This is a genomic window from Salmonella sp. GDC200615 (assembly GCF_050574145.1).
Lineage (GTDB): Bacteria > Pseudomonadota > Gammaproteobacteria > Enterobacterales > Enterobacteriaceae > Salmonella > Salmonella enterica.
Genome location: NZ_CP192247.1, coordinates 1,387,024 through 1,411,150, shown reverse-complemented (window position 1 = coordinate 1,411,150; position 24,127 = coordinate 1,387,024). Strand labels below are relative to the sequence as shown.

Here is a 24,127-nt window from a genome sequence, read left to right as displayed (position 1 = left end):
CGGCCGGTTATGACCGATGACATCCTGATGTGGTCTAGAAGCGGTACTGCAACCCCGCGGTAACCGTATAGTTATTATTAGCTATACCTGCGGCATCGCCACCAAAATACGCCGTATCACCGCTGGTTTTATCTATGATTTGCGTACCGCCCTTACCTTCTTCATATTTACTGTAAGCGAACTCAGCAAAGATTTTTGCATTACTGGTAATATAATATCCGGCGTCAATAGACGCGCCATAATATCGTGAATTTTCCGTTTTTTCACGGAAGGTAAGTTTGCGCATGTAGTGTTCGTCATTATCATGCGCATTTACCCAGTCGCTGTATTTAAACAGTACATTACACTCAAAGTCATTAATACGATAATCACCCGCCAGCCCGATATAGGGCATTTCGAAACGCTGGCTATAACCTATACCGCGCACGCCATGAGGAAAGTTACCAATATACCGACCATTATCATAAATATAAGACCCGCCTCTTGCCGTCCAGCTAAAACGGGTTTCCTGATAGCCCGCTGTCACGCCCGCCTTGTAGTTATCGCCCTGCAATAACCAACCTTTCACATTCAAATCGTATTCATTAGCATAGTTGGCGCTGGTGTCCGGATGAATTGAACGATCGGTCCAGCCAGGCTGCTCACTGCTCATCCAGTCATGGTCAACCATATGACCCGATCCCGACGCCAAAGACGTCCAGCCGCGGGCGTCCAGCGTCATGAACGAATAGGGTTCCCATGATAAATCCCCCTGCAACGTGGCGACATTTTTTATTTTCCAGTCCAGTTGACTCAGCTCCCGCCCGGTGTCGGTATCATAAACCAGCTCCCTGGATTTACCATTTAACACCCCCACAGAAAGGGATGTCGTGACGCTATCAGGAGAGACGTCCGGAATAAATAAGGTAGACTCCGCATAAACCGACTCAGAAAATACGGCGATCATCATTACTGCAATAGCATGTTTTTTCATTTCTCTTGTCCTCATATTCAGATGTAATCTGGAGAGGTGATGAAGTTTTCATCTTGTCAAATCGTCGGACAAGAGTACATTTATTACGCCAGAGAACTTGACGCATTTTTACCTTATATTGAAGTTAAGAAATAGAATTTGATGCTCAGGTGAATAATAAGCAATCTATAATCATGATGGAATGATTTACCATTACGGTGATGCGACGTTATCTGGCTAACGACATCGTTGCTGTTGTTGTCAGCCAGATTGAAAGTAACTGTAATATCAGAATTTATAATGCTCTTTACTTAGACCATATTTTTTCATGCGCAGATAAAGTTTTTTACGGGGAATTTGCAGATACTCCGCCACTTCATTAATTCGTCCCTGATGAATATTTAATGCTTCGGTAATAATTTGTCGCTCATACTCTTCAACGCGCCGGTCAAGCGGGGTCGGCTCCTGAAGAAGCAACTGCGGGTTGACCGTTTCCGCCAGCGGCAGCACGCCAACAGCAAAAAGCTCTGCCGCATTAGCCAGTTCGCGCACATTGCTTGGCCAGGCGCGTCGCATTATTCCTTTCAGTAATTCCCCCGCTATTTCCGGCACTGGATGATTGAGCCGCAGGCAGGCTTTTCGAAGATAATGGCGAAATAACGGTTCGATATCATCCGGTCGCTGAGAAAGAGACTGGCAGGCGATTTGGGTCATGGCGAAACAGTAGTAAAGCTCGGCCGCAATCTGGTTAGCTGCCGCCTGCTCCACCAGCGAAGCGCTGCCAACGCCCACCAAACGAAAAGGCCGATGCTCCAGGCTTTGTAAACGCGCCAGATGGTGCTGCTGTTCGCGTGTCAGATATTCGGGATGACTCAACACCAGCGTACCTCCTTGCGCCTGGTCGATGAATGTCTCCAACTGCCCGGCATTCTCCGGCGTGAGTTCATAGCGTACAAACGGCCCTTTCGCGTTACGCCCCAGTTGATGGAGATAACGGGCGCCAGTCATACGTCCAGTGCCATGCTCACCGTAAAACCATACGGCAATGTCCGTTTCCGCCAGTTGTTGTAACCGTTGTCGAAACTGATTCATCCACTCGCTGCGCCCAATCAGTTCAACCTGTAACGTCTGCTGGCAATATTGCCGCCGTGCAATGACCGACCGGCGCTGGCGTAGCGCGTCTTCAATTAATATCAACAGCTTGCCCGGATCGACGGGTTTTTGCAGAAAATCCCAGGCGCCCTTTTTCACCGCATCAACCGCCATCGGTACATCGCCATGTCCGGTAATCAATAAGATTGGCAGTTGATCGTCATCCTGATGAAACAGCGTCATAAGATCGATACCGGAACACCCCGGCATACACACATCGCTCAAAACGATCCCCTCCCAATCCGCTTCTACCCACTCTTTGGCCTCGAAAGGATGGGTAAAGCCACGCACGCGGTAGCCTGCCTGCTCAAGCATTTGGGTGTAGGCGTCAAGTACATCAACGTCATCATCAATCAGCAAAATAGAACATTCATCATTCAACATCATCGACATCCGTTACAGAGAATTGCAGCACCACGCAAGCGTTACGCGTCAGCGTCGACGCCAGACGCAGGTCGCCCTTCATTTGCGCCATCAGCGACACGCTAATCGACAGCCCAATACCCAACCCGACAGCTTTACTGGTAGTAAACGGCTTGAGTAAAGAGGGCAACAGCGCCACAGGCCAGCCAGGGCCGTTATCTGCAATATAAACCTCCAGCGCCTCTCCCTGCGTCTGCCATGTCACCGCGATCGCCGCATCATGCGAACAGGCGTCAAGCGCATTCGCCAGCACATTCACCAGAACCTGCTGAATACGCACTTCATCGCCGCTAACCCATACGGTGTCGGTTGGCAGTGAAAGCGCTCCCTGCCGGGATTGGTGACGCATGGCTAATAACTCCCATGCCGCCACGAAGGTTTGGCGCAGATCAACGGGATACAATGGCGTTTCCAGCTCCGCCCGGCGGGTAAACTGCCGCAGCGAACGGATAATGGCGTCAATCCGGTTAATGAGCCCTTCCGCTTTGGTGAGCGTATTTCTCGCCTGTCCGCTCTGACCTTGTTCAATCGCGCGTCCCGCCGTAAATAAATACATTGAAAGCGCATTCAGCGGCTGGTTAATTTCATGCGCCAGCGTGGTCATGGTCTGGCCGACTACCGCCAGTTTCGCCGTCTGAATCAACTCATCCTGCATGGCGCGCAGGTCGGCTTCTATCTCTTTGCGCTCGGCGACCTCTTGTTCAAGCTGCCTGCGTTGCATATTGAGCTGGCCCAGCGTATGACGTAGCAAACGGGCTATCCGTCCTAGCTCATCGCGCCCGTAAACCGGGATAGTCGAGTCGGTTCTCCCCAGCCCTATCTGTACCACAGCCTGATTAAGCGCGGTAAAACGCTTTACCAGCCGGGAACGGATAAAATAGTGGTTGAGTCCCCAGGCCAGCAGCAACGCCAGGAGCGTCGCCACTAAAATAAGCCCGCCGCTAACGCGAACAATCTGTTCCAGGCGTTGATTGAACGTCTGCATTTGCTGGTGACTACTACCTAACTGCGCCTCAAGCAGCGTGCGAAAGCGCCCTAGCGTAGCCTCTCTGGCGCGGCTGGCGTCCAGTAAGGCTTTTTGCGCCGCAACATAATCGCGCATGGTATCGGGCATCTTATTTTTTACCATCCCGATTTCCAATAGTTCGTCGATGGTTTGCCGCAGCGTGATCGTACTGGGCCAGTCATCCAGCGCACGAATATTCTCATCCGCCGTTTTTTTTAGGTTTTCCAGATAGCGAATATGGGTCTCCACCAGCATCCCGTCATTATTGCCGGACTTGGGCTCATTCAATCTGTCGCGCAGGTCATCAACAATCTGATTTTCAATTCGCGCCAGGGTATATACCTGCTGCTGCTCGTTCTGCACCTCGCGCGAACGTTGCAAATACTGCGCTGCATCGCCCTGATTCGCCTCAATTTGATCGAGTAGCGTCCCTTGCTGCCAGGTAAAATCCTGTACCAGCGAATTTAGCTCCGTGGTGAAATCATCATGGAGCCAGTCGATGCGAGCGGAAAGCTCACTGACTTTCTCCCGCACCAAAAACATGTTGTAGAGGGCGTTGTCCAGCTCCGCCAGCAAGGTCCGGCTATCCTGTAAAATGACGGCCAGTTGCCGGCGCTCAGCAAGCTGAAGCCCCTGGCTGAGACGCTCAATCTTATCCAGATGCTGAATAATCTGCGTACGTAACTGCAAACGTACCGTCGTGTTCGGCGCCAGCAAAAATTCATTGAGTTGATCCACAGCCAGATTCAGGTTCCCCTCAATTAAAAAAGCGGAGTGGATGCGAGGAAAATATTCATCAAGCGAATAGCGAGCCTGCGAACTTTGCTCATGCCAGGAATAAAGGCTGACCATACTGACAATCAGCGTCAGTAATGCGCCCGTTAAAAATGCACCCCGTAAACTGTTGCTGATACTGAGCTGACGAAGCCGTTGCAATAATCTCCCCTTCATTTCAGCTCTTCCAGTTTGTGAATCGCTAGCCGCTGATTGTTCAGAAACCAGATCTGCCACTCCATCATTTTTTGTTCGGCAAAGCTTTTATTATCAAACTGCGCCAGCCAGGTTTCATCCTCGCTGCTTGCCGCATCCACCGGGACGCTGGTCAATAAGGCTCTGATTTCAGGTAAGGGGCGTTTAAGCCGCGTTTCTGCGCTATGCAACGCTCGCCATGCATCTTTAAGCTGCGCGAGACGAAAACTGATCGCGGTATCAAACATGCGTTGTACCAGTTGCTGACGCTTCAGGATCAGACGATAGTTCAACGGCGGCTGGGCCATCAAACGCTGTTGTTGCGCGGCGCGAGGATTATCGGCGCTAAGCGGTGCGACGGGATACTTACCGGTATTCGCGTCAGCCAGTATCCTTTGCCCTTTCGGACTTAATAAGTAATGAATAAAAGCACGCGCTTCGTCTGCATGACGGCTGTTTTTCAACACCGCGACGTAAGTGGGCGACACCGCAGAATACGGGAAATAGGTAAAAGCAAGATTAGGATCGTTAAGTAGCAAATTAGCATAGTTATCAATGACCGGCCCGGCAACGCCAAGCCCGCTTTTGATTTTATCCGCTACGCCGAAACTGCGAGAGGAAATCGTGACCAAATTACCCGAGATTGCCAGCAGCGTCGCCCATCCTGCCGTCCAGCCTTTTTGCTGCAACAGCGACTCCACCATCAAATGATTCGTGTCTGAACGTGACGGACTGCTCATTAATAGAGCGCCCTGGTAACTGGGCAGGCCCATATCCTGCCAGTCAGCAGGCGGCGGAAGATGGCGCGCAGCGAGCGCTGAACGGTTGATCAATAGCCCAAATCCGGATACCGCTACCGCCACTGAAGTTGAGCGGATAGAACGCGGCACCAGCTTCTGGCTGGCGGCAGACGCGCTATCTAATAGCGCCAGCTTTTGGTGCTCCTGAAGGTGTTGCAACAGCATGGGGGATGACGTCAGGATCAGATCGACATTTTCCGCATTCGCCGTATCAAGTAATTGCTCTAAAGAACCGCTGGTACGGTTGAGCGTACGAATCATGACGGAACCCGGCTCCGTCTGCCAGCGCTGGATAATCCAGGCGGTCGCGCTGGGTGAAAAGGTCGTTGCCATCACCAGCTCGCGGCTGTACGCCTGGCAAGAACCGAACATTGCCGCCAGCCATAGCGTAAAAGCGCCCACTCTGGCGAAACGACTACAGCATGAGAAAAGTCGATTTGTGATCCCGTTCATAAATATCGATATCACATAAAGAAAATATTGAGACAAAACTTACCCTTTTATTTCTGTTGGCATCCAGAACAACGTTATTTGAATAATAACGGGTCCGTCGCCCGAAAACATCAATAAAGCGTATCAGATCACTGGCAGCAAATTTGTTAATATCCGCACATGCTAACGATAAAACGGCCATGCCAATAATTAAAGTTTCACCACACCCTTCAGGATGGGTCAAAAATAACCTTTAAATTCACCCAATTGAGTCAATTTTGACACATTTCTTCGACTTGAATTTTATTGTCACTCCTTTCACTCTACCGACAAAACCTCCTGATGTTCATCTCACTATAAAATACAGGTGACTCCATGTTAACAATATTAAAAACAGGGCAATCGGCGCATAAAGTCCCACCGGAAAAAGTCCAGGCCACATATGGTCGATATAGTATACAGGCATTGTTAAGCGTATTTCTGGGATATCTCGCTTACTATATAGTCAGAAACAATTTCACATTATCGACGCCTTATTTAAAAGAGCAATTGGATCTCAGCGCTACGCAAATCGGCCTGCTGAGTAGCTGTATGCTTATTGCTTACGGAATCAGTAAAGGCGTAATGAGCAGTCTGGCGGATAAAGCCAGCCCAAAAGTCTTCATGGCGTGCGGTCTGGTACTCTGCGCGATTGTTAACGTTGGGCTGGGATTCAGTAGCGCATTCTGGATATTTGCCGCTCTGGTGGTCTTCAATGGCCTTTTTCAGGGCATGGGCGTCGGCCCCTCGTTTATTACTTTGCAAACTGGTTCCCTCGTCGGGAACGCGGACGCGTAGGCGCCTTCTGGAATATCTCGCATAACGTTGGCGGCGGGATCGTCGCGCCTATCGTCGGTGCGGCTTTTGCGATATTGGGCAACGAACACTGGCAAAGCGCCAGTTATATCGTTCCGGCCTGCGTCGCCGTCATTTTTGCCTTAATTGTTCTGGTTTTGGGAAAAGGTTCGCCACGCGAAGAAGGTCTTCCCTCACTGGAACAGATGATGCCGGAAGAAAAAGTCGTACTGAAAACGAAGAATACGGCAAAAGCGCCGGAAAATATGAGCGCATGGCAAATCTTCTGTACTTATGTGCTGCGCAATAAAAATGCCTGGTATATTTCGCTGGTGGATGTCTTCGTCTATATGGTGCGGTTTGGCATGATTAGCCGGTTGCCTATCTATCTGTTGACAGTAAAACACTTTTCAAAAGAACAGATGAGCGTCGCGTTTCTCTTTTTCGAGTGGGCGGCGATTCCCTCCACGCTACTGGCAGGCTGGCTGTCAGATAAACTGTTTAAGGGCCGCAGAATGCCGTTAGCCATGATTTGCATGGCGCTGATTTTTGTCTGTCTGATCGGATACTGGAAAAGTGAATCTTTGCTGATGGTAACGATTTTCGCCGCCATTGTAGGTTGTCTGATTTACGTCCCGCAGTTCCTCGCGTCCGTACAGACAATGGAGATAGTCCCCAGCTTTGCCGTAGGTTCCGCCGTCGGTTTACGTGGGTTCATGAGCTATATTTTCGGCGCCTCGTTGGGCACCAGCCTGTTTGGTGTAATGGTGGATAAACTTGGCTGGTACGGCGGATTTTATCTTCTGATGGGCGGCATCGTGTGCTGCATTCTATTCTGTTACCTCTCCCATCGCGGCGCGCTGGAACTGGAACGCCAGCGCCAGAATGCGTTACATAATCAGGACTCACTGCAGCTTGCGGACGCGCAATAAACGATTAGCCTTCCCGGGGAACAGAAGCGCCGACATTGTCGGCGCTATCTATTCGCTGACATCGTGTATACCCAAAATAATTCGAGTTGCTTAAAAGCGGCAAGGGAGTGAGTCCCCAAGAGCATAGATAACGATGTGACTGGGGTGAACGACAAATCTGCCGGGAACAGATTTGAACGTCGCGTGCGACGGCCGTCAGGGCGAGGCCCATCGATGGGCCGAGTAATCCGTAGCCAACACATCAGCAACTTGAAGTATGAAGGGTATGTACTGACTAACGCTTACCGTATCCCACCATAAAGCGAATAATTAACCCACATGCCGGTGCGAGAAAAAGCAATAATCCGCTAACGATGTCATCGCCATCCTGCAACCATACATTGAGTAAATAAATCAGCGCGGCAAGGATAACCATTCCCGTAAAAGAAGAAACCGCAGAAAAAGCCCCCATCACCTGACCGATATAGCCACTCACGGCAAGTATACTTATTGCAAGAAATGTCCATAAATAGATCATCTATAATACCTCCTGTCTATGGCAAGGATTCCATATAGCCTTACGGTCCCTCTCACTTCTCCTTTAAGATAAACCTTATCAGCCCGTCATTTCCATAACATTTATCTCACATTTTATTTTTTTAATCATTTTTCAATGACCTTCGTCTGAAATAAAATTATCACTGTAAAAACAATGCATTAAAAATAATGATTAGCTTATTTTTGCTACGGGAGAAATATTTACGCTTCTTGATAAAGAATTTCTGGGCGCGAGTAAATAACTGGTGGTACATTAGCCTGCCTGGCGTTCATGCCCTCGTGGTTTAGTACTGACTTAGTTTTACACTCCTTACGGGAACCATTGTCGTACATGATGGCCTAACTATACGTAAATCATTCAAGTTACCCTGATAAGCTTACTCAAGTAAGTGCTTCGGATAAGCTAACGCAACTTGAAGGATGATGCGTATTTCAGAGTGTACCGCTGCGGATAATGACTCTTCTGCGATACATTATTTTCGTATCTACAGAAGGTATTTTATGTTTCCTCAAAGCAAATTTTCACGCGCGTTTTTGCACCCGCGCTACTGGCTGACGTGGTTTGGCGTTGGCGTCCTCTGGTTACTGGTGCAGCTTCCCTACCCGGTTTTGCGTTTTCTGGGCACCCGCACCGGTAAACTGGCGCGCCCCTTCCTGAAGCGACGTGAGTCAATCGCCCAGAAAAATATTGAACTCTGTTTTCCGACCCTCTCCCGGGAAGAAAGGGAAAAACTGATCGCCGAGAATTTCCACTCTCTTGGCATGGCGCTGCTTGAAACGGGCATGGCCTGGTTCTGGCCTGATAACCGGGTTCGCAAATGGTTTGATGTGGACGGGCTGGACAACCTTACCCGTGCGCAGGCGCAAAATCGCGGCGTAATGGTCGTTGGCGTGCATTTTATGTCGCTGGAATTGGGAGGCCGGGTAATGGGTCTCTGCCAGCCGATGATGGCGACCTATCGTCCGCATAACAATCCGCTCATGGAGTGGGTGCAGACGCGCGGTCGTATGCGCTCAAATAAAGCGATGATCGGCAGAAACAATCTGCGCGGCATTGTGGGCGCGCTAAAAAAAGGGGAAGCCGTTTGGTTTGCTCCCGACCAGGACTACGGCCCTAAAGGCAGCTCCTTTGCGCCATTTTTCGCGGTTGAAAACGTCGCCACCACCAACGGCACCTATGTACTGTCCAGGCTGTCTGGCGCCGCCATGTTGACCGTTACAATGGTAAGGAAATCCGATAACTCGGGTTATCGTCTGTATATTACCCCTGAAATGGAAGGTTACCCGGCAGATGAAAATCAAGCCGCTGCCTATATGAATAAAATTATTGAGAAAGAGATCATGCGCGCCCCGGAGCAATATCTCTGGATCCATCGCCGTTTCAAGACTCGCCCGTTGGGGGAAGCGTCACTCTACATCTGAAAAAGGCCGCAAGGCCTTTTATTTTGGCATTTCGCATTGTCATAATATTCATATCGTAAATTACTCATTCCTGCTTTTAGCGATAAATCTCCTGTTTACAGGCGATTTTTTACTGTGTCGGCGGCGTCGCTCAATAGCGATTCATCACTGTCAGAAATTAAACTGTCGCCGATTCCCGACACTTGTAAGTTACTAAAAGTAAATAAGAAAATGCCTCTTGTTTCACCTCATTTTTAGGCGTACATTAGCGCCGTCTGGAGCGATGACGCGCAGAATTCTGAGGTGATGCAGGCGGTAGAAACACGAATAATTCTCAATTTCGTATTGTCCGGCATCAACTCTCTATAATCAGGTAAGTGTAAGTTCATTTAGGCGTACGACAGGTACGCGGAGAGATGAAACGTGAAATATTTCTTTATGGGCATTTCATTTATGGTCATCGTTTGGGCCGGTACTTTCGCCCTGATGATTTAAAAGTACAATGCAAAGAAAAACAGGAGCCATGGGGCTCCTGTTTGCTTTTCTACTCCGTGCTCGCTTCAACGGGTTTTGGATGTGACGGCAGCACGCCATCGGCGCGGAACATCGCTTTAATCCCTCTGACGGCCTGGCGAATGCGGTCGCGATTCTCTATTAATGCAAAGCGTACATGGGTGTCGCCATAATCACCAAAGCCTATCCCTGGAGAAACGCAAACCTTCGCCTCATTCAGCAGCTTCTTGGCAAACTCAAGCGATCCCATCGCCGCATATTGCTCCGGGATTTTCGCCCAGACGTACATTGAGGCTTTCGGCATTTCAACCATCCAGCCCGCCTCATGCAGCCCCTTCACCAGCACATCGCGACGACGTTTATACTGCTCGGCAATATCGCGCACGCACTGCTGATCGCCTTCCAGAGCGGCGATAGCCGCCACCTGAAGCGGGGTAAAGGTGCCATAATCGTGATAACTTTTAATGCGCGCCAGCGCGCTGACCAGGGTTTTATTGCCCACCATAAACCCAATACGCCAGCCCGCCATATTATAGCTTTTCGACAGCGTGAAAAATTCAACCGCCACGTCGCGCGCGCCGGGCACCTGCATAATGGATGGCGCTTTCCAGCCGTCGTACACGATATCGGCATACGCCAGATCGTGCACCACCAGCACATCATAACGTTTAGCCAGAGCGACCACTTTTTCAAAAAATTCCAGTTCGACGCACTGGGCCGTAGGGTTAGACGGAAAACCCAAAATCATCATTTTCGGTTTCGGATAACTTTCGCGAATAGCGCGCTCCAGCTCGTTGAAGAAATCCACTCCCTCTACCAATGGAACCGAACGCACCTGCGCCCCGGCGATAACGGCGCCATAGATATGAATCGGGTAACTGGGGTTCGGCACCAGTACCGTATCGCCATGATCCAGCGTCGCCAGCATTAAATGCGCCAGTCCCTCTTTGGAACCGATGGTCACAATCGCTTCGGTTTCCGGATCGATATCGACATCATAACGTTCCTGATACCAGTGAGAAATCGCGCGGCGTAAACGCGGTATGCCGCGGGACGTGGAATAACCGTGCGTATCCGGACGCTGCGCGACGGTGCAAAGTTTTTCGACAATGTGGGGAGGGGTTGCGCCATCAGGATTACCCATACTGAAATCAATAATATCTTCACCGCGCCGACGCGCAGCCATTTTGAGTTCAGCGGTGATGTTAAAAACATAGGGCGGAAGGCGATCGATACGCGTAAAGCGACGTTCAGGGCGGAAGTCAGCCATAATATCCTCAGATTAACGTTAGCGCCCGGACCGTCCGAGCGACGCTGCCACGATGGTGGCTCCTTTAGAAAATAGCCTGAAAATTTTCTTCCTGTCGAGAGGCTAATGAAAATATTTTTTAGCGACGAAAAAAGAGGAACAAGCGTAAAAATTTACCTTTTAAGCATGTCAGTTATAGCATCAAACAAATCATATTATTAACAACTTGATATCATTGAATTTACCTAATGTGTTACAGCCGACGATAATTTCCTGTCAATAAACCTTATCTCAAATAATCCCCTTTTTATTTTGTGGTTTTTCCTCTTTAATCAAAACCCTTACTAACGATAAAGGTATTCAATCATATCATATTGCGGTATTTTTCAGGGACATTTCCCCGAAAATGAGGATCCTTTCCAGCAAGATGCCGCGATGAAACCGTAAATAAGGCAGCGAACCGGATACGTATAGTAAAATAAATCCCTGTTTTCGCCTGACTAACCGCCATGACGTGATGACTCAACGCGCTGGTGTTTGACCTTTCGCTCAGCAAGAGTAAAGTGAAATAATTCAGTCAGTTGAAGCATTCATGCACAGGAAAGGCAATGAAAAAAACCGCGTGAGGCACGCGGTTTGAGACTGACAAGAGAATGATTAATTGCCTGATGACGCTGCGCTTATCAGGCCTACAGATGACACACTTTTGTAGGCCGGATAAGGCGTTTATGCCGCCATCTGACTTATAGAATATGGCCTAATGTCTGGCGCAGATGCGCGCCGGAGCCTAACAAGCCAGGGTTATCATGGACAATCAGATAGGCCGGAATACCGTGTACATAATCTTTAAAGCGGCCTTTATCTTCAAAGCCACCACGGAAGCCGGACGCTTTAAAAAACTCCAGGAAGCGCGGGACAATACCGCCAGCGATATAAACGCCGCCAAATGTCCCCATGGTTAACGCCAGATCGCCGCCAAATCGCCCCATGATGACGCAAAAGAGCGACAACGCGCGGCGACAATCGATACAGCTATCCGCCAGGGCGCGTTCGGTAATATCTTTCGGGCGCAGATTTTCCGGCAGACGGTTGTCGGACTTAACAATCGCCCGGTAAAGATTCACCAGCCCCGGGCCAGACAGCACGCGCTCGGCGGAAACGTGGCCAATTTCGGCGCGCAATATTTCCAGAATCATAGCTTCTTCTTCGCTATTAGGCGCAAAATCGACATGCCCGCCTTCGCCCGGAAGGCTAATCCAACGCTTATCCACATGCACCAGATGCGCCACGCCCAAGCCGGTTCCCGCGCCATACACCGCAATAGGTTTGCCGTCTACCGGTTCGCCGCCGCCGAACTGAATTAAATGCTCTTTTTTCAGCATCGGGATCGCCATCGACACGGCGGTGAAATCGTTGATGATTTCCAGATGGCTAAAGCCGAGATTTTTTTTCATTTCCGCAATAGAAAAAGCCCAGGTATGGTTAGTCATCGCTACCCAGTCACCGGTAATCGGGCAGGCTATGGCGATACAACCATCTTCCACGCTGACGCTATGCTCATCGAGATAAACGCGCACCACGGCCTCAAGACTGGGATAATCCAGGCCGGAATACGTTTTGGCCTGCGAGATTTCTCCACTGGCGATATCACACAGGGCAAGACGCGCATTCGTGCCGCCTACATCTCCTACTAAAGCATACTTTGTCATTCTTCTACTGCTCCGCTAAAGTCAAAATAAGTCTTTGTCACACTGTAAATTCATGGGGGCATAACAACAACGGCCATCAGGCTGACTGCCTATAAATATAGATCTTCATCACAGAATTACTTTCTTGTTTCAGCACCAATTGCAGCAATGCCGTCGGGCAGGCTGTGCAAAATAGGTATACGACCCCGTGTAAGGAAGAGATTATGTTCCACCCGCGTGCCCGAACGATGCTGCTGCTGTCGCTCCCCGCGCTGATTATTGGCGTAGCGTCAAGCCTGGTTTTAATCGCTGCGATGAAAGTCGCGTCGGTTTTTCAGCAATTTCTTTGGCAACGACTGCCCACCAGCATCGGCATCGCTTATGATTCGCCGTTCTGGATAGTGGGTATGCTCACGCTAACCGGGATCGTGGTGGGTTTGATTATCCGTTACAGTCCCGGACACGCTGGCCCCGATCCGGCCATCGAACCGTTAATCAGTATGCCGGTCTCGCCATCTGCGCTACCCGGGCTGCTTCTCGCCTTAATCATCGGCCTTGCTGGTGGGGTAAGTTTGGGGCCAGAGCATCCGATAATGACAATAAATATCGCGCTGGCGGCGGCTTTCGGCTCCCGCCTGTTTCCGCGTATCACGGCGTTAGACTGGACGATTCTGGCCTCAGCGGGCACCATCGGCGCGCTGTTCGGCACGCCCGTCGCCGCAGCGCTGATTTTTTCGCAAACACTTAGCGGCTCTAACGATATTCCCATGTGGGATCGCCTGTTTGCGCCGTTAATGGCGGCAGCGGCGGGGTCACTCACCACCAGTCTGTTCTTTCATCCGCATTTTTCGTTACCCATCGCCCATTACACGCAGATGCGTCTGGTGGACATTGCCAGCGGAGCGATCGTCGCGGCGATCGCCATTGCCGCCGGGATGGTCGCCGTCTGGTGCCTTCCGCGTCTGCATGAGTTGCTGCACCGCCTGAAAAATCCGGTCCTGATTCTCGGCATTGGCGGTTTTATACTGGGCATCCTGGGCGTCATTGGCGGGCCGCTTACCCTGTTTAAAGGCCTGGACGAAATGCAACAAATGGCGTTTAGCCAGACGTTGGGCGCGGGAGATTATTTTACCTTAGCCGTCGTCAAACTCGCCGCGCTGGTCATCGCGGCGGCGAGCGGCTTTCGCGGCGGGCGCATTTTTCCGGCTGTGTTTATCGGCGCGGCGCTGGGGCTCATGCTCCATGCCTATGTTGAGGCCGTACCCGCGGCGATTACCGTCTCCTGCGCGATTCTTGGCTTAGTGCTGGTAGTGACGCGCGACGGCTGGCTCAGTCTGTTTATGGCGGCAGTCGTCGTACCGGATACCAATCTGCTGCCGCTGCTCTGCATTGTGATGCTCCCCGCCTGGCTATTGCTGGCGGGAAAACCGTTGCTGGCCGCCAACCGTCACGAACCCTAATCCGGCGCAGCGGGGGCCATTATCCCCCGTTGCGGGCTTCCAGCGCCCGGGTCACGGTACGCAGTAATTCCGGCAGATCGGCTTTTGGCAACATCACTTCAATAAATGACAGACGTTGTGGGCGCGCCAGACGTTCTAGGACCTCTGCCAGTTGGATAGCCTGCGTCACCCGCCAGCACTCCGCCTGTTGCGCCGCGTTTAGCGCCGGTGGTATCTGCGTCCAGTTCCAGCTCGCGATGTCGTTATACCGCTGGGCCGCGCCGTGAATGGCGCGCTCTACGGTATAGCCGTCATTGTTGAGCAGCAGGATGACCGGCGCCTGCCCGTCGCGTAACATCGAGCCCATCTCCTGAATCGTGAGCTGCGCCGCGCCATCGCCGATAATCAGAATCACCCGCCGATCGGGACAGGCGGTTTGCGCGCCAAACGCGGCGGGCAAGGAATAGCCGATAGACCCTCACAGCGGCTGTACCACAACTTCCGCGCCGTCAGGAAGCGACAGCGCGGCAGCGCCAAAGGCGGCGGTCCCCTGGTCGACAAGGATAATATCGCCGGGTTTGAGATACTGCTGTAAGGTTTGCCAGAAGCTTTCCTGGGTCAGTTCTCCCTTATCAATCCGCACTGGCTGTCCGGCGGAACGCGTCGGCGGCGGCGCAAAAGCGCATTCCAGGCACAGTTCGCGCAGCGTAGACACCGCCTGCGCCATCGGGAGGTTGAACCAGGTTTCGCCGATGCGCGACGCGTAAGGCTGAATCTCCAGCGTGCGTTCCGTCGGTAATTGTTGGGTAAATCCGGCCGTAAGGGTATCGACAAAACGGGTGCCGACGCAGATAACCCTATCGGCGTCCTCTATGGCCTGACGCACTTCTTTGCTGCTGGCGCCAGCGCTATAGGTGCCAACGAAGTTCGGGTGCTGTTCATCAAAAAGCCCCTTCCCCATCAGTAGTGTCGCATGAGCGATGGGCGTTTCCGCCATCCAGCGCTGCAACAGTGGTCGTAAACCAAAACGCCCGGCAAGAAAGTCGGCCAATAGCGCAATACGCCGACTGTTCATCAGGCACTGACGGGCGTGGTAACGAAAAGCCGTCTCCACGCCGCTTTGCGCTTCATGCACGGGCAACGCCAGCGCCTGCGTAGGTGGGATGGCCGTTTTTTTCGCCACATCGGCGGGCAACATGATGTATCCTGGCCTGCGTGCGGCAAGCATTTCACCCAACACGCGGTCAATCTCGAAACAGGCGTTCTGTTCATCTAATATTGCGCTGGCAGCGGATATCGCCTGACTTATGCGATAAAAATGACGAAAATCGCCGTCACCGAGGGTATGGTGCATCAATTCGCCACGCTGCTGCGCAGCGCTACAGGGCGCGCCGACGATATGCAAGACCGGGACATATTCCGCGTAACTGCCCGCGATACCGTTAATAGCGCTAAGTTCTCCCACGCCAAAGGTGGTGAGTAGCGCTCCAGCGCCCGACATGCGCGCATAGCCGTCCGCGGCATAAGCGGCGTTCAGCTCATTGGCGCATCCCACCCAACGCAGGGTCGGGTGGTCAATCACATGGTCAAGAAACTGCAAGTTATAATCGCCCGGTACGCCAAAAAGATGGCCAATGCCGCATCCTGCCAGTCTGTCCAGCAAATAGTCGGCCACGGTATAGGGGTTTTGCATGACAGCTTTCCTTCTGACGTTGATATTATGTTGAGTATTAAGGAATGCCGATGGCTGTCCAGCACGGTGGGGATGAAAGCCTGGAAAACAATGTTTACAGCGGCAAACAGTAAAAGCCGGATACCGCCTGGCGAGTGTAACCGTATACACTATTTATTCACGCCACAGGGGGAAAGGTCATGATTTATCAGCCCGATGAGAATCGTTATCACACAATGGAGTATCGTCGCTGCGGACGCAGCGGCGTCAAACTTCCCGCTATTTCGCTGGGGTTATGGCACAACTTCGGCGATACGACACGGGTAGAAAATAGCCGGGCGCTGCTGCAACGCGCGTTCGATCTGGGCATTACCCACTTTGATCTCGCCAATAATTATGGGCCGCCGCCGGGCTCCGCAGAATGCAATTTTGGCCGCATTCTGCAGGAAGATTTTTTACCGTGGCGTGATGAATTGATCATCTCCACCAAAGCGGGCTACACCATGTGGGATGGCCCTTATGGCGACTGGGGTTCACGGAAATACCTTATCGCCAGCCTCGATCAAAGCCTGAAACGTATGGGGCTGGAGTATGTCGATATCTTTTATCACCATCGTCCCGATCCCGAAACGCCGCTTAAAGAGACGATGAAAGCGTTAGATCACCTTGTGCGCCACGGCAAAGCGTTGTACGTGGGGATCTCTTAACTATCCTGCCGATCTGGCCAGACAAGCTATCGATATTCTGGAGGATCTCGGCACGCCTTGCCTGATTCATCAGCCTAAATATTCGCTTTTTGAGCGTTGGGTAGAGGACGGGCTGCTGGCGCTGTTGCAGGAAAAAGGCGTCGGCAGTATTGCCTTCTCGCCGCTGGCGGGCGGGCAGCTCACTGACCGTTATCTGAATGGCATTCCGGAAGATTCCCGCGCGGCGAGCGGAAGCCGTTTCCTTAAACCAGAACAGATTACCGCCGACAAACTGGAAAAAGTTCGCCGGTTGAATGAACTGGCCGCGCGACGGGGCCAAAAATTGTCTCAGATGGCGCTCGCCTGGGTGCTGCGTAACGATAACGTTACCTCGGTACTGATTGGCGCCAGCAAACCGTCGCAAATAGAAGACGCCGTAGGAATGCTGGCCAATCGCCGTTTTTCGGCGGCTGAATGTGCAGAAATTGACGCTATTCTGGAGGGCCGGTTTTAGCAAAAAATGCTCTTCTTCATGATTTAAGAGTTAAGGCGATGAAACAAATCTTTACTGCTTTGTAATATTGCATTAACAGGCCGGCGACGGCTCGATCGTGAAGGAGAGAAAGTATGTTCAGGTCACTGATTCTGGCGGCAGCCTTGCTGGCTTTTACACCGCTTGCCGCGAATGCGGGCGAAATCACCCTGTTGCCCTCAATAAAATTACAGATTGGCGATCGCGATGATTACGGTAACTACTGGGACGGTGGTCGCTGGCGCGACCGGGATTACTGGCACAACCATTATGAATGGCGTAAAAATCGCTGGTGGCGCCATGACAACGGCTATCATCGCGGCTGGGATAAGCGTAAAGCGTATGAACGCGGTTATCGGGAAGGCTGGCGCGATCGCGACGATCATCGCGGGCGAGGCCGGGGTCACAAACATCATCACTAAGCCTCCTGCTGAATAACAGCCCGATGACGCCCACGCATCGGGCCTGCTATCTTTCTGTCTTTATGACAATCCCATCACCGTTCCAACCAGCAACCAGATATTCAGGGCGACGACCAGCACGACAATTATCCAGCCAATCTGTTTTACTCGCCGCGTGTTCACCAGCTCGCCCATTAGCGTAGCGTTACTGGTGAAAATCAGGAGCGGCACCAGCGCCAGCGCAATACCAAAACTCAGCAGCACCTGGCTCATCACCAGAATTCGGGTAGGGTCCAGCCCCATCAAAATCACAATAAATGAGGGCAGCATGGTAATGCTGCGCCGTACCCACAGCGGAATGTGAAAACGGACAAACCCTTGCATCACCACCTGCCCCGCCAGAGTCCCTACCACGGTGGAGGAAAGCCCTGCCGCTACCAGACTAAGACCAAACACCGTTGCCGCCGCATGGCTTAGTAACGGTTCCAGCGTCAGGTATGCCTGATCGAGGTCGGCGATGCCAGTGTGGCCGCTAAAATGAAACGCCGCCGCGGCGGTCGCCATCATTGCCAGATTGACAAAACCGGCAATCGTCATGGCAATAGCGACATCCCATTTCGTTGCTGAGTACCGTTGTTGCCGCGTTCCGCCGTGCAGATGCTGTGTTAATGACGAGTGCAGATAAATCACGTGCGGCATAATCGTCGCGCCAAGCACGCCGGCGGCTAAGAATACGGCCTCCGGGTTCGGTAGCGCCGGGATAACCATTCCTTTGCCAAGCTGCGCCATATCAGGCTGAGAGAAAAACAGCTCCACAATGTAAGCAGCGGCGACAAAAAGCAGTAAACCGCCGATGACTTTTTCAAGCGGTTTTTGACCGCGGCGTTGTAACATTAAAATCAGAAACGTCGCGATACCGGTCAATACCGCGCCCCTGTAATAAAGAGACGCCCAGGATCAGCTTAAAACCTATTGCCGCGCCGATAAATTCAGCTAAATCGGTGGCCATCGCGATGATTTCCGCCTGTACCCAGTAAAACCAGACTACCGGGCGCGGATAATGGTCGCGAATTTGCTCCGCCAGGTTCTTGCCCGTGGCGATTCCGAGTTTTGCCGAGAGGATTTGAATCAGCATCGCCATCAGGTTCGCCCAGACCACCACCCAGAGTAGCTGGTAGCCAAAGCTGGCGCCGGCCTGAATATTGGTCGCGAAGTTACCAGGATCGATATAACCAATCGCGGCAATGAACGCAGGTCCCATTAATGCGAGCCTTAGCTTGCGCGCCGCCCGTCCGCTGCTATTCTCTACGCGATTGTCAGTCATCTTTTGCCTCAAAAACATAGCCTTTGCTATGTTTCATGCTATGTTTATTGATAATGATTATCAAGTGCATTTCAATGGGTACGGGTGATTACTTTGATAGTGTGAAACGATAGACCGATACGATGACGACCTGTATCAGAACAGTTTGGCTTAACATTACAAGATTAGCACACTGATATAACTTTTCATTTTCATATTCAGTACAGTAAAAGTGTATTACAGATCACTAATTTTGAATCTCGTCACAGGTCCTTATTATAGTGTGTGTTGGATCTCTTTTTCTTTACGGCTGTTGCATAGAATGTGCACGAAAATTAAACCTGCCTCATATTTGGAGCAAATATGGACCGCGTCCTTCATTTTGTCCTGGCGCTTGCCGTTGTTGCGGTACTCGCACTGCTGGTTAGCAGCGACCGTAAAAAAATTCGCATTCGTTACGTCATTCAGTTACTTGTTATCGAAGTATTACTGGCCTGGTTCTTCCTGAACTCGGATGTTGGCCTTGGCTTCGTAAAAGGTTTCTCCGAGATGTTTGAAAAACTGCTCGGATTTGCCAACGAAGGGACAAACTTCGTCTTCGGCAGTATGAACGATCAAGGTTTGGCGTTCTTCTTCCTGAAAGTATTGTGCCCGATCGTCTTTATTTCCGCGTTGATCGGTATTCTCCAGCATATCCGCGTTCTGCCAGTGGTCATCCGCGCTATTGGTTTCCTGTTGTCCAAAGTAAACGGTATGGGCAAACTGGAGTCTTTTAACGCCGTCAGCTCGCTGATCCTCGGCCAGTCTGAGAACTTTATCGCTTATAAAGATATCCTCGGCAAAATGTCCCGTAACCGCATGTACACCATGGCGGCGACCGCAATGTCTACCGTTTCCATGTCTATCGTGGGCGCGTATATGACCATGCTGGACCCTAAATATGTGGTCGCAGCGCTGGTTCTGAACATGTTCAGCACCTTTATCGTTCTGTCGCTGATCAACCCCTATGTCGTTGATGCCAGCGAAGAAAATATTCAGATGTCGAACCTGCATGAAGGCCAAAGTTTCTTCGAAATGCTGGGCGAGTACATTCTGGCAGGTTTTAAAGTGGCGATTATCGTCGCGGCGATGCTGATCGGCTTCATCGCGCTGATCGCGGCGCTGAACGCGCTGTTCGCAACAGTTACCGGTTGGTTCGGCTACAGCATCTCTTTCCAGGGCATTCTGGGTTACATCTTCTACCCGGTCGCATGGGTAATGGGCGTACCGTCCAGTGAAGCGCTGCAGGTAGGAAGTATCATGGCGACCAAACTGGTTTCCAACGAATTCGTGGCGATGATGGATCTGCAGAAAATCGCCGTTACCCTCTCTCCACGCGCTGAAGGCATTATCTCCGTCTTCCTGGTGTCCTTCGCGAACTTCTCTTCCATCGGTATTATTGCGGGCGCGATTAAAGGCCTGAACGAAGAGCAAGGCAACGTGGTTTCCCGTTTTGGTCTGAAACTGGTTTACGGTTCTACGCTGGTGAGCGTACTGTCCGCCTCTATCGCGGCGCTGGTACTGTAAGTCTGCGTTTAATGTAGAAACCGGGGAGCTATCCCCGGTTTTTTTATGCCACTTATTTACCTAACGGGCGCGGGCGGCCAATCAGATATCCCTGCAAACTGTGTACGCCAAGCTGCAATAGCAGATCGCGCTGCGCAGGCGTTTCAACAAACTCAGCCACGACGCTCAACGATTTCGCTTTCGCTAAATCAGTGATGGATTTCACGATCATCGCATCCAGGGAGTCCGTCAGAATATCTTTTACGAAACAACCGTCGATTTTAATGATGTCCGCCTTGAGGCGTTTTAGCCGTTCATAGTTTGCATAGCCGGTGCCGAAATCATCAATGGCGATTTTTAGGCCAAACTTACGCAGCTGGTTGATATTGTGCATACTGATTTCGGAATGAGAGAAGGCCTGTTCTTCAGTAATTTCGATGATGACCGAAGCAGGCGGGACGCCATAGCGTTTAAAAAGCTGCATAATGCGCGACGCCGTCTCTTTTTGCAGCAGCGTCAGCGGCATCAAATTAGCCGAGAAACGCGCCCCCTGCTCCGCCGAAGGATGCGCGGACAACCATTGCAGGAGCGCTTCCATCACCTGCATATCAAACCGTACGCTCAGGTTAAACTGGGCGATAAGCGGAATGAACTGATTGGGCATCATGATACCGTCGTCGCACCGAAGCCGCGTCAGAATCTCGTCATACCCTTTTCCCTGCGAGTCGCGAATGGGTTGCGCATACAAAACCAGCGCGCCGCGCTCCAGCGCCTGACGGATTTTCTGCAACCGCAGCACCCGTTCCGTCGTCTGCCCGGAAGCGGCTTCAATACTCTGGGTCAGTACAAGCACCCGACGGTGCGAACAGGATTGCTCCGCCAGCCAGCTTAATTGCCCCAACAGCGGTTGCAAGGTTTCCTGGCGACCATCGAATGTTCCCCACGATGCGCCGTATTCCATGTCCAGACCGGTATTGTTCCAGTAAATTTTGCGGTTATTAAGCACATTGAGCATATATTGCAGGCGGGCTTCCGTCTCCGGTCCCGTCAATACCAGCAATAACTCACTGCCCGGCAGATGGAAAATTTTCTCCTTTTCCAGCAGCAGCGGCTGCAACACGCGAAACACCTCGCGTTCGCAATGCACGCGCATCTGCATACCGTAATGACGGCTCAGAAATTCCAAGTTTTCCATGCGTAGATAACACACGCTTTGCCCGGCATCCTGTAAAAGAAACTGCTCCAGCGCACGCAGGTTAGGCAGTTGCGTCAACGGATCGGTTAATGCCTGCGAGTGCCACTGTCGATTCAACCATTCGCTACGCTGATTAATCCGCGCCATGTACAACAAACAAATACTAAAAGAAATGAGAACTGAAAGGATAAATGCCAGCGAATATTCTGAGCCCACGCCCTGCAGAAAATTGCGGTTATAGCTAAGCAGGAATAGCGCAGTGAGAGCCCAACTAAAATTCAACAGCGGATAGCTGATTTTCCCCACGCCGATGGTAAATCCAATGAACAGAACTGGCACCAGATAGCCAGCAATATACTTTGTCTCGAAAGGCGTACACAGCACCGCTAATAGCGTCGCCAGAGTGGCAAACCAGAGAAGCGTAAACAGGCGTTTTTCTTTGGCGAGATAAGGAGCGACATCCCTCCGCCAGAAAATACGAATATAGTGCGGGCTGACTATCATCCGCAGCGGATAATAGAAAAAGAGGGTAAAAATAAGCGCGGCAGAAATCAGACTCAATAAATCAACAATCGAGAAAATAGCGGTGCCGGTGCCAAAGAAGGTAGAGATTGTCACCGGGAAAGCCAGGTAGTGCCCCGCCAGATGCATACTGATTTTTATGCCAAACGGCGTCATTAACCCTAACCAGAAAACGCGTAGCCAGATGCCTTGGTTGGGTATTCCGTAGCGCCAGCGCGCGCCCAGCTGCCAGCGTACGATAGCGCAAACCAGCAACACGGGAAACGTCTGGCAAAATAGCAGCACCATCGCCTGTGGCAGAGGTAAATGAAAATTCCATTCATTAGTCAACATCATTCCGCCTACCATCGGCGCGACGCCACGGCGGCCAAATAAAAACAGCACGGAAAACATGACGCAGAGCGGTAGCCAGGCCAGAAAGATATAGCTGGAATCAATTGTGGCGCGGGGAGAAATGAGACGAGATAGCAGAATAGCCGGAACGGTCAGGCAGAAGGCCAGTAAAAATATTTTTATATTTTTTAATACGTTACACTTATCCGGCATTGCTTTAATGCTCACATCATTATATAAGGCGCATGAATAATAAGTATATTCGCATTATGAAGCAATCTAACAAAAGCTCATATTGACCGCAAAAGCAGCGGCAAACAAACGCACCTGAAGAGCAGCTCAGAGGCCATAAATTTTGTGACAAAAAGCAAAAACCCCCGCTTTTCAGCGAGGGTTTGAATGTTGGTGGAGCTAAGCGGGATCGAACCGCTGACCTCTTGCATGCCATGCAAGCGCTCTCCCAGCTGAGCTATAGCCCCATAGTGCTTTTACGTATACGCCAAATTTATCGGGAGTAAATTTGGTGGAGCTAAGCGGGATCGAACCGCTGACCTCTTGCATGCCATGCAAGCGCTCTCCCAGCTGAGCTATAGCCCCACTACGTAAAGCTTGTCGAGTTGACGGGCGGCATCATATGAATTCCCTCGGCATGTGTCAACGGCAAAATGAACTTGCCGAATTCAATCGCTGAAAAAGCATTCAAATAAAGGACATTGCGGCACAACTCGCATTCAGTAGTTAAACACGTCACGGTTTCGACTAAAATGGTGCTATAAAATGAACCACTAATTAACCCCACGACTATTCAGGGAATCGTTATGTTCAAGGAACGGATGACGCCAGAAGAACTCGCTAATCTCACCGGTTACAGCCGACAAACCATCAATAAATGGGTACGGAAAGAAGGCTGGGCAACATCGCCCAAACCTGGCGTCCAGGGCGGTAAAGCCCGTCTGGTTCATGTAAACGAACAGGTTCGTGAATATATCCGCAGCTCTGAACGTTCAGTTGACCATCACGCAGACACATTCACGCCTGCCAGCAACGCATCGCTTGAAGCGCTGCTCATGACGCTCGCCAAAGAGATGACCTCATCCGAGCAGAAACAGTTTACCTCTCTCCTCGTTCGTGAAGGGATTACCGGTTTGTTACAACGCTTAGGGATACGCGATAGCAAATAATATGAAAAGATTACGCAGTAAAATGACCACTGAAGAGCTGGCTGAATGCCTCGGCGTGGCCAGACAAACCGTCAATCGCTGGATCAGAGAACAACACTGGAAAACCGAAAAATTTCCCGGCGTCAAAGGCGGACGCGCAAGACTCATCCATATTGATGCCAGCGTGCGGGAGTTTATTCTCAATATTCCGGCTTTTCGCAAACTGCCTGCGTTTTATCAGGCGGAAGAGGCTTTCGCAGAATATGCGAACGCGGCGCACAGTCACGCTTATCGACAAATTATTGATGCCGTTGAAAATATGTCTGCTCAGGAACAGGAAAAACTGGCGCTGTTTTTATCGCGGGAAGGTATTCGCGGATTTCTGACGCGTTTAGGTATCAATGAGGCGGACTAACAAAGAATAAACGGCAGGCGTCTGCCCTGCCGTTTA

16 protein-coding genes, 2 tRNA genes and 4 pseudogenes are annotated in these 24,127 nt (G+C 51.2%); 9 read left to right on the top strand and 13 right to left on the bottom strand.

Features of this window, described 5'->3' with window-relative positions; genetic code table 11:
- Positions 1-34: 34 nt before the first annotated feature.
- The 4 genes from pgtE to pgtC all read right to left on the bottom strand — a co-directional run bounded on the left by pgtE (position 35) and on the right by pgtC (position 5,674).
- Complete coding sequence (gene pgtE, locus ACQ29O_RS06515) at positions 35-973, bottom strand: omptin family outer membrane protease PgtE (protein WP_000716008.1); 939 nt, start codon at positions 971-973, stop codon at positions 35-37.
- Positions 974-1,240: 267 nt separating this feature from the next.
- The gene (gene pgtA / locus ACQ29O_RS06510; protein WP_000930836.1) at positions 1,241-2,488 is read right to left on the bottom strand and encodes a two-component system response regulator PgtA; all 1,248 of its coding nucleotides are present in this window, start codon (positions 2,486-2,488) and stop codon (positions 1,241-1,243) included.
- Entirely contained in the window at positions 2,478-4,484 is a 2,007-nt protein-coding gene (pgtB, locus tag ACQ29O_RS06505; RefSeq protein ID WP_000678483.1) for a two-component system sensor histidine kinase PgtB, read from the bottom strand. The genes pgtA and pgtB overlap by 11 nt, the downstream gene beginning before the upstream one ends.
- On the bottom strand, positions 4,481-5,674 hold the full coding sequence (gene pgtC / locus ACQ29O_RS06500) for a phosphoglycerate transport regulator PgtC (protein WP_000467988.1): 1,194 nt from the start codon (positions 5,672-5,674) through the stop codon (positions 4,481-4,483). The genes pgtB and pgtC overlap by 4 nt, the downstream gene beginning before the upstream one ends.
- A gap of 435 nt (positions 5,675-6,109) precedes the next feature.
- Between pgtC and pgtP the strand changes: the two are divergent.
- Positions 6,110-7,500, top strand: a pseudogene (gene pgtP, locus ACQ29O_RS06495) (phosphoglycerate transporter PgtP).
- Positions 7,501-7,774: 274 nt separating this feature from the next.
- On the opposite strand, the gene ACQ29O_RS06490 reads toward pgtP, so the two are convergent.
- A complete protein-coding gene (locus ACQ29O_RS06490; protein ID WP_000639889.1) occupies positions 7,775-8,017 on the bottom strand; it encodes a YfdY family protein in 243 nt (80 codons plus the stop codon).
- Positions 8,018-8,538: 521 nt separating this feature from the next.
- On the opposite strand from ACQ29O_RS06490, the gene lpxP reads away from it, so the two are divergent.
- Both lpxP and ypdK read left to right on the top strand, forming a co-directional pair.
- Entirely contained in the window at positions 8,539-9,459 is a 921-nt protein-coding gene (lpxP, locus tag ACQ29O_RS06485; RefSeq protein WP_000484428.1) for a kdo(2)-lipid IV(A) palmitoleoyltransferase, read from the top strand.
- A 402-nt stretch (positions 9,460-9,861) separates the two neighbouring features.
- Entirely contained in the window at positions 9,862-9,933 is a 72-nt protein-coding gene (ypdK, locus tag ACQ29O_RS06480) for a membrane protein YpdK (protein WP_010723117.1), read from the top strand.
- A 49-nt stretch (positions 9,934-9,982) separates the two neighbouring features.
- Here the strand turns inward: ypdK and alaC are convergent, their stop codons facing one another.
- Both alaC and glk read right to left on the bottom strand, forming a co-directional pair.
- Complete coding sequence (gene alaC / locus ACQ29O_RS06475; protein ID WP_000763118.1) at positions 9,983-11,221, bottom strand: alanine transaminase; 1,239 nt, start codon at positions 11,219-11,221, stop codon at positions 9,983-9,985.
- 722 nt (positions 11,222-11,943) lie between these two features.
- Positions 11,944-12,909 (bottom strand): glucokinase, encoded by a 966-nt coding sequence (gene glk, locus ACQ29O_RS06470; RefSeq protein WP_000170379.1) that lies wholly within the window; start codon positions 12,907-12,909, stop codon positions 11,944-11,946.
- A 203-nt stretch (positions 12,910-13,112) separates the two neighbouring features.
- On the opposite strand from glk, the gene ACQ29O_RS06465 reads away from it, so the two are divergent.
- On the top strand, positions 13,113-14,348 hold the full coding sequence (locus ACQ29O_RS06465) for an ion channel protein (protein WP_001746945.1): 1,236 nt from the start codon (positions 13,113-13,115) through the stop codon (positions 14,346-14,348).
- Positions 14,349-14,367: 19 nt separating this feature from the next.
- Here ACQ29O_RS06465 and ACQ29O_RS06460 read toward each other — a convergent pair.
- Positions 14,368-16,020, bottom strand: a pseudogene (locus ACQ29O_RS06460) (alpha-keto acid decarboxylase family protein).
- Positions 16,021-16,199: 179 nt separating this feature from the next.
- Here ACQ29O_RS06460 and mgrA point away from each other — a divergent pair.
- Positions 16,200-17,199, top strand: a pseudogene (mgrA, locus tag ACQ29O_RS06455) (L-glyceraldehyde 3-phosphate reductase).
- Between the two features lie 113 nt (positions 17,200-17,312).
- Positions 17,313-17,639, top strand: coding sequence for a DUF2502 domain-containing protein YpeC (gene ypeC / locus ACQ29O_RS06450; RefSeq protein ID WP_000490091.1), 327 nt, complete (start codon positions 17,313-17,315; stop codon positions 17,637-17,639).
- Positions 17,640-17,699: 60 nt separating this feature from the next.
- Here the strand turns inward: ypeC and ACQ29O_RS06445 are convergent.
- Both ACQ29O_RS06445 and ACQ29O_RS06440 read right to left on the bottom strand, forming a co-directional pair.
- Positions 17,700-18,942, bottom strand: a pseudogene (locus ACQ29O_RS06445) (Nramp family divalent metal transporter).
- Positions 18,935-18,979 (bottom strand): hypothetical protein, encoded by a 45-nt coding sequence (locus ACQ29O_RS06440; protein ID WP_418338175.1) that lies wholly within the window; start codon positions 18,977-18,979, stop codon positions 18,935-18,937. Before ACQ29O_RS06440 ends, ACQ29O_RS06445 begins: the two are co-directional and overlap by 8 nt.
- Positions 18,980-19,284: 305 nt before the next feature.
- Here ACQ29O_RS06440 and nupC point away from each other — a divergent pair, with 305 nt between their 5' ends.
- Positions 19,285-20,487, top strand: coding sequence for a nucleoside permease NupC (gene nupC / locus ACQ29O_RS06435; RefSeq protein ID WP_000376348.1), 1,203 nt, complete (start codon positions 19,285-19,287; stop codon positions 20,485-20,487).
- Positions 20,488-20,539: 52 nt separating this feature from the next.
- On the opposite strand, the gene ACQ29O_RS06430 is transcribed toward nupC, so the two are convergent.
- The 3 genes from ACQ29O_RS06430 to ACQ29O_RS06420 all read right to left on the bottom strand — a co-directional run bounded on the left by ACQ29O_RS06430 (position 20,540) and on the right by ACQ29O_RS06420 (position 23,113).
- A complete protein-coding gene (locus tag ACQ29O_RS06430; protein ID WP_020936862.1) occupies positions 20,540-22,729 on the bottom strand; it encodes an EAL domain-containing protein in 2,190 nt (729 codons plus the stop codon).
- A gap of 190 nt (positions 22,730-22,919) precedes the next feature.
- A tRNA-Ala gene (locus ACQ29O_RS06425) sits at positions 22,920-22,995 on the bottom strand.
- Positions 22,996-23,037: 42 nt separating this feature from the next.
- Positions 23,038-23,113 (bottom strand) — tRNA-Ala (locus ACQ29O_RS06420).
- Positions 23,114-23,334: 221 nt separating this feature from the next.
- On the opposite strand from ACQ29O_RS06420, the gene ACQ29O_RS06415 reads away from it, so the two are divergent.
- Complete coding sequence (locus ACQ29O_RS06415; protein ID WP_000472039.1) at positions 23,335-23,697, top strand: MerR family transcriptional regulator; 363 nt, start codon at positions 23,335-23,337, stop codon at positions 23,695-23,697.
- Between the two features lies 1 nt (position 23,698).
- Positions 23,699-24,091: a MerR family transcriptional regulator gene (locus ACQ29O_RS06410; protein ID WP_000826514.1), complete on the top strand. Its 393-nt coding sequence runs from the start codon at positions 23,699-23,701 to the stop codon at positions 24,089-24,091.
- The last annotated feature ends 36 nt before the right edge of the window (positions 24,092-24,127 follow it).

Coding starts and splice junctions, on each gene's coding strand:
- glk (WP_000170379.1), bottom strand. CDS start 12,909: ATGACAAAGTATGCTTTAGTAGGAGATGTAGGCGGCACGAATGCGCGT.
- ypeC (WP_000490091.1), top strand. CDS start 17,313: ATGTTCAGGTCACTGATTCTGGCGGCAGCCTTGCTGGCTTTTACACCG.
- pgtA (WP_000930836.1), bottom strand. CDS start 2,488: ATGTTGAATGATGAATGTTCTATTTTGCTGATTGATGATGACGTTGAT.
- pgtB (WP_000678483.1), bottom strand. CDS start 4,484: ATGAAGGGGAGATTATTGCAACGGCTTCGTCAGCTCAGTATCAGCAAC.
- ACQ29O_RS06430 (WP_020936862.1), bottom strand. CDS start 22,729: ATGCCGGATAAGTGTAACGTATTAAAAAATATAAAAATATTTTTACTG.
- lpxP (WP_000484428.1), top strand. CDS start 8,539: ATGTTTCCTCAAAGCAAATTTTCACGCGCGTTTTTGCACCCGCGCTAC.
- pgtE (WP_000716008.1), bottom strand. CDS start 973: ATGAAAAAACATGCTATTGCAGTAATGATGATCGCCGTATTTTCTGAG.
- ACQ29O_RS06490 (WP_000639889.1), bottom strand. CDS start 8,017: ATGATCTATTTATGGACATTTCTTGCAATAAGTATACTTGCCGTGAGT.
- ACQ29O_RS06465 (WP_001746945.1), top strand. CDS start 13,113: ATGTTCCACCCGCGTGCCCGAACGATGCTGCTGCTGTCGCTCCCCGCG.
- nupC (WP_000376348.1), top strand. CDS start 19,285: ATGGACCGCGTCCTTCATTTTGTCCTGGCGCTTGCCGTTGTTGCGGTA.
- ACQ29O_RS06410 (WP_000826514.1), top strand. CDS start 23,699: ATGAAAAGATTACGCAGTAAAATGACCACTGAAGAGCTGGCTGAATGC.
- pgtC (WP_000467988.1), bottom strand. CDS start 5,674: ATGTTCGGTTCTTGCCAGGCGTACAGCCGCGAGCTGGTGATGGCAACG.
- alaC (WP_000763118.1), bottom strand. CDS start 11,221: ATGGCTGACTTCCGCCCTGAACGTCGCTTTACGCGTATCGATCGCCTT.
- ACQ29O_RS06415 (WP_000472039.1), top strand. CDS start 23,335: ATGTTCAAGGAACGGATGACGCCAGAAGAACTCGCTAATCTCACCGGT.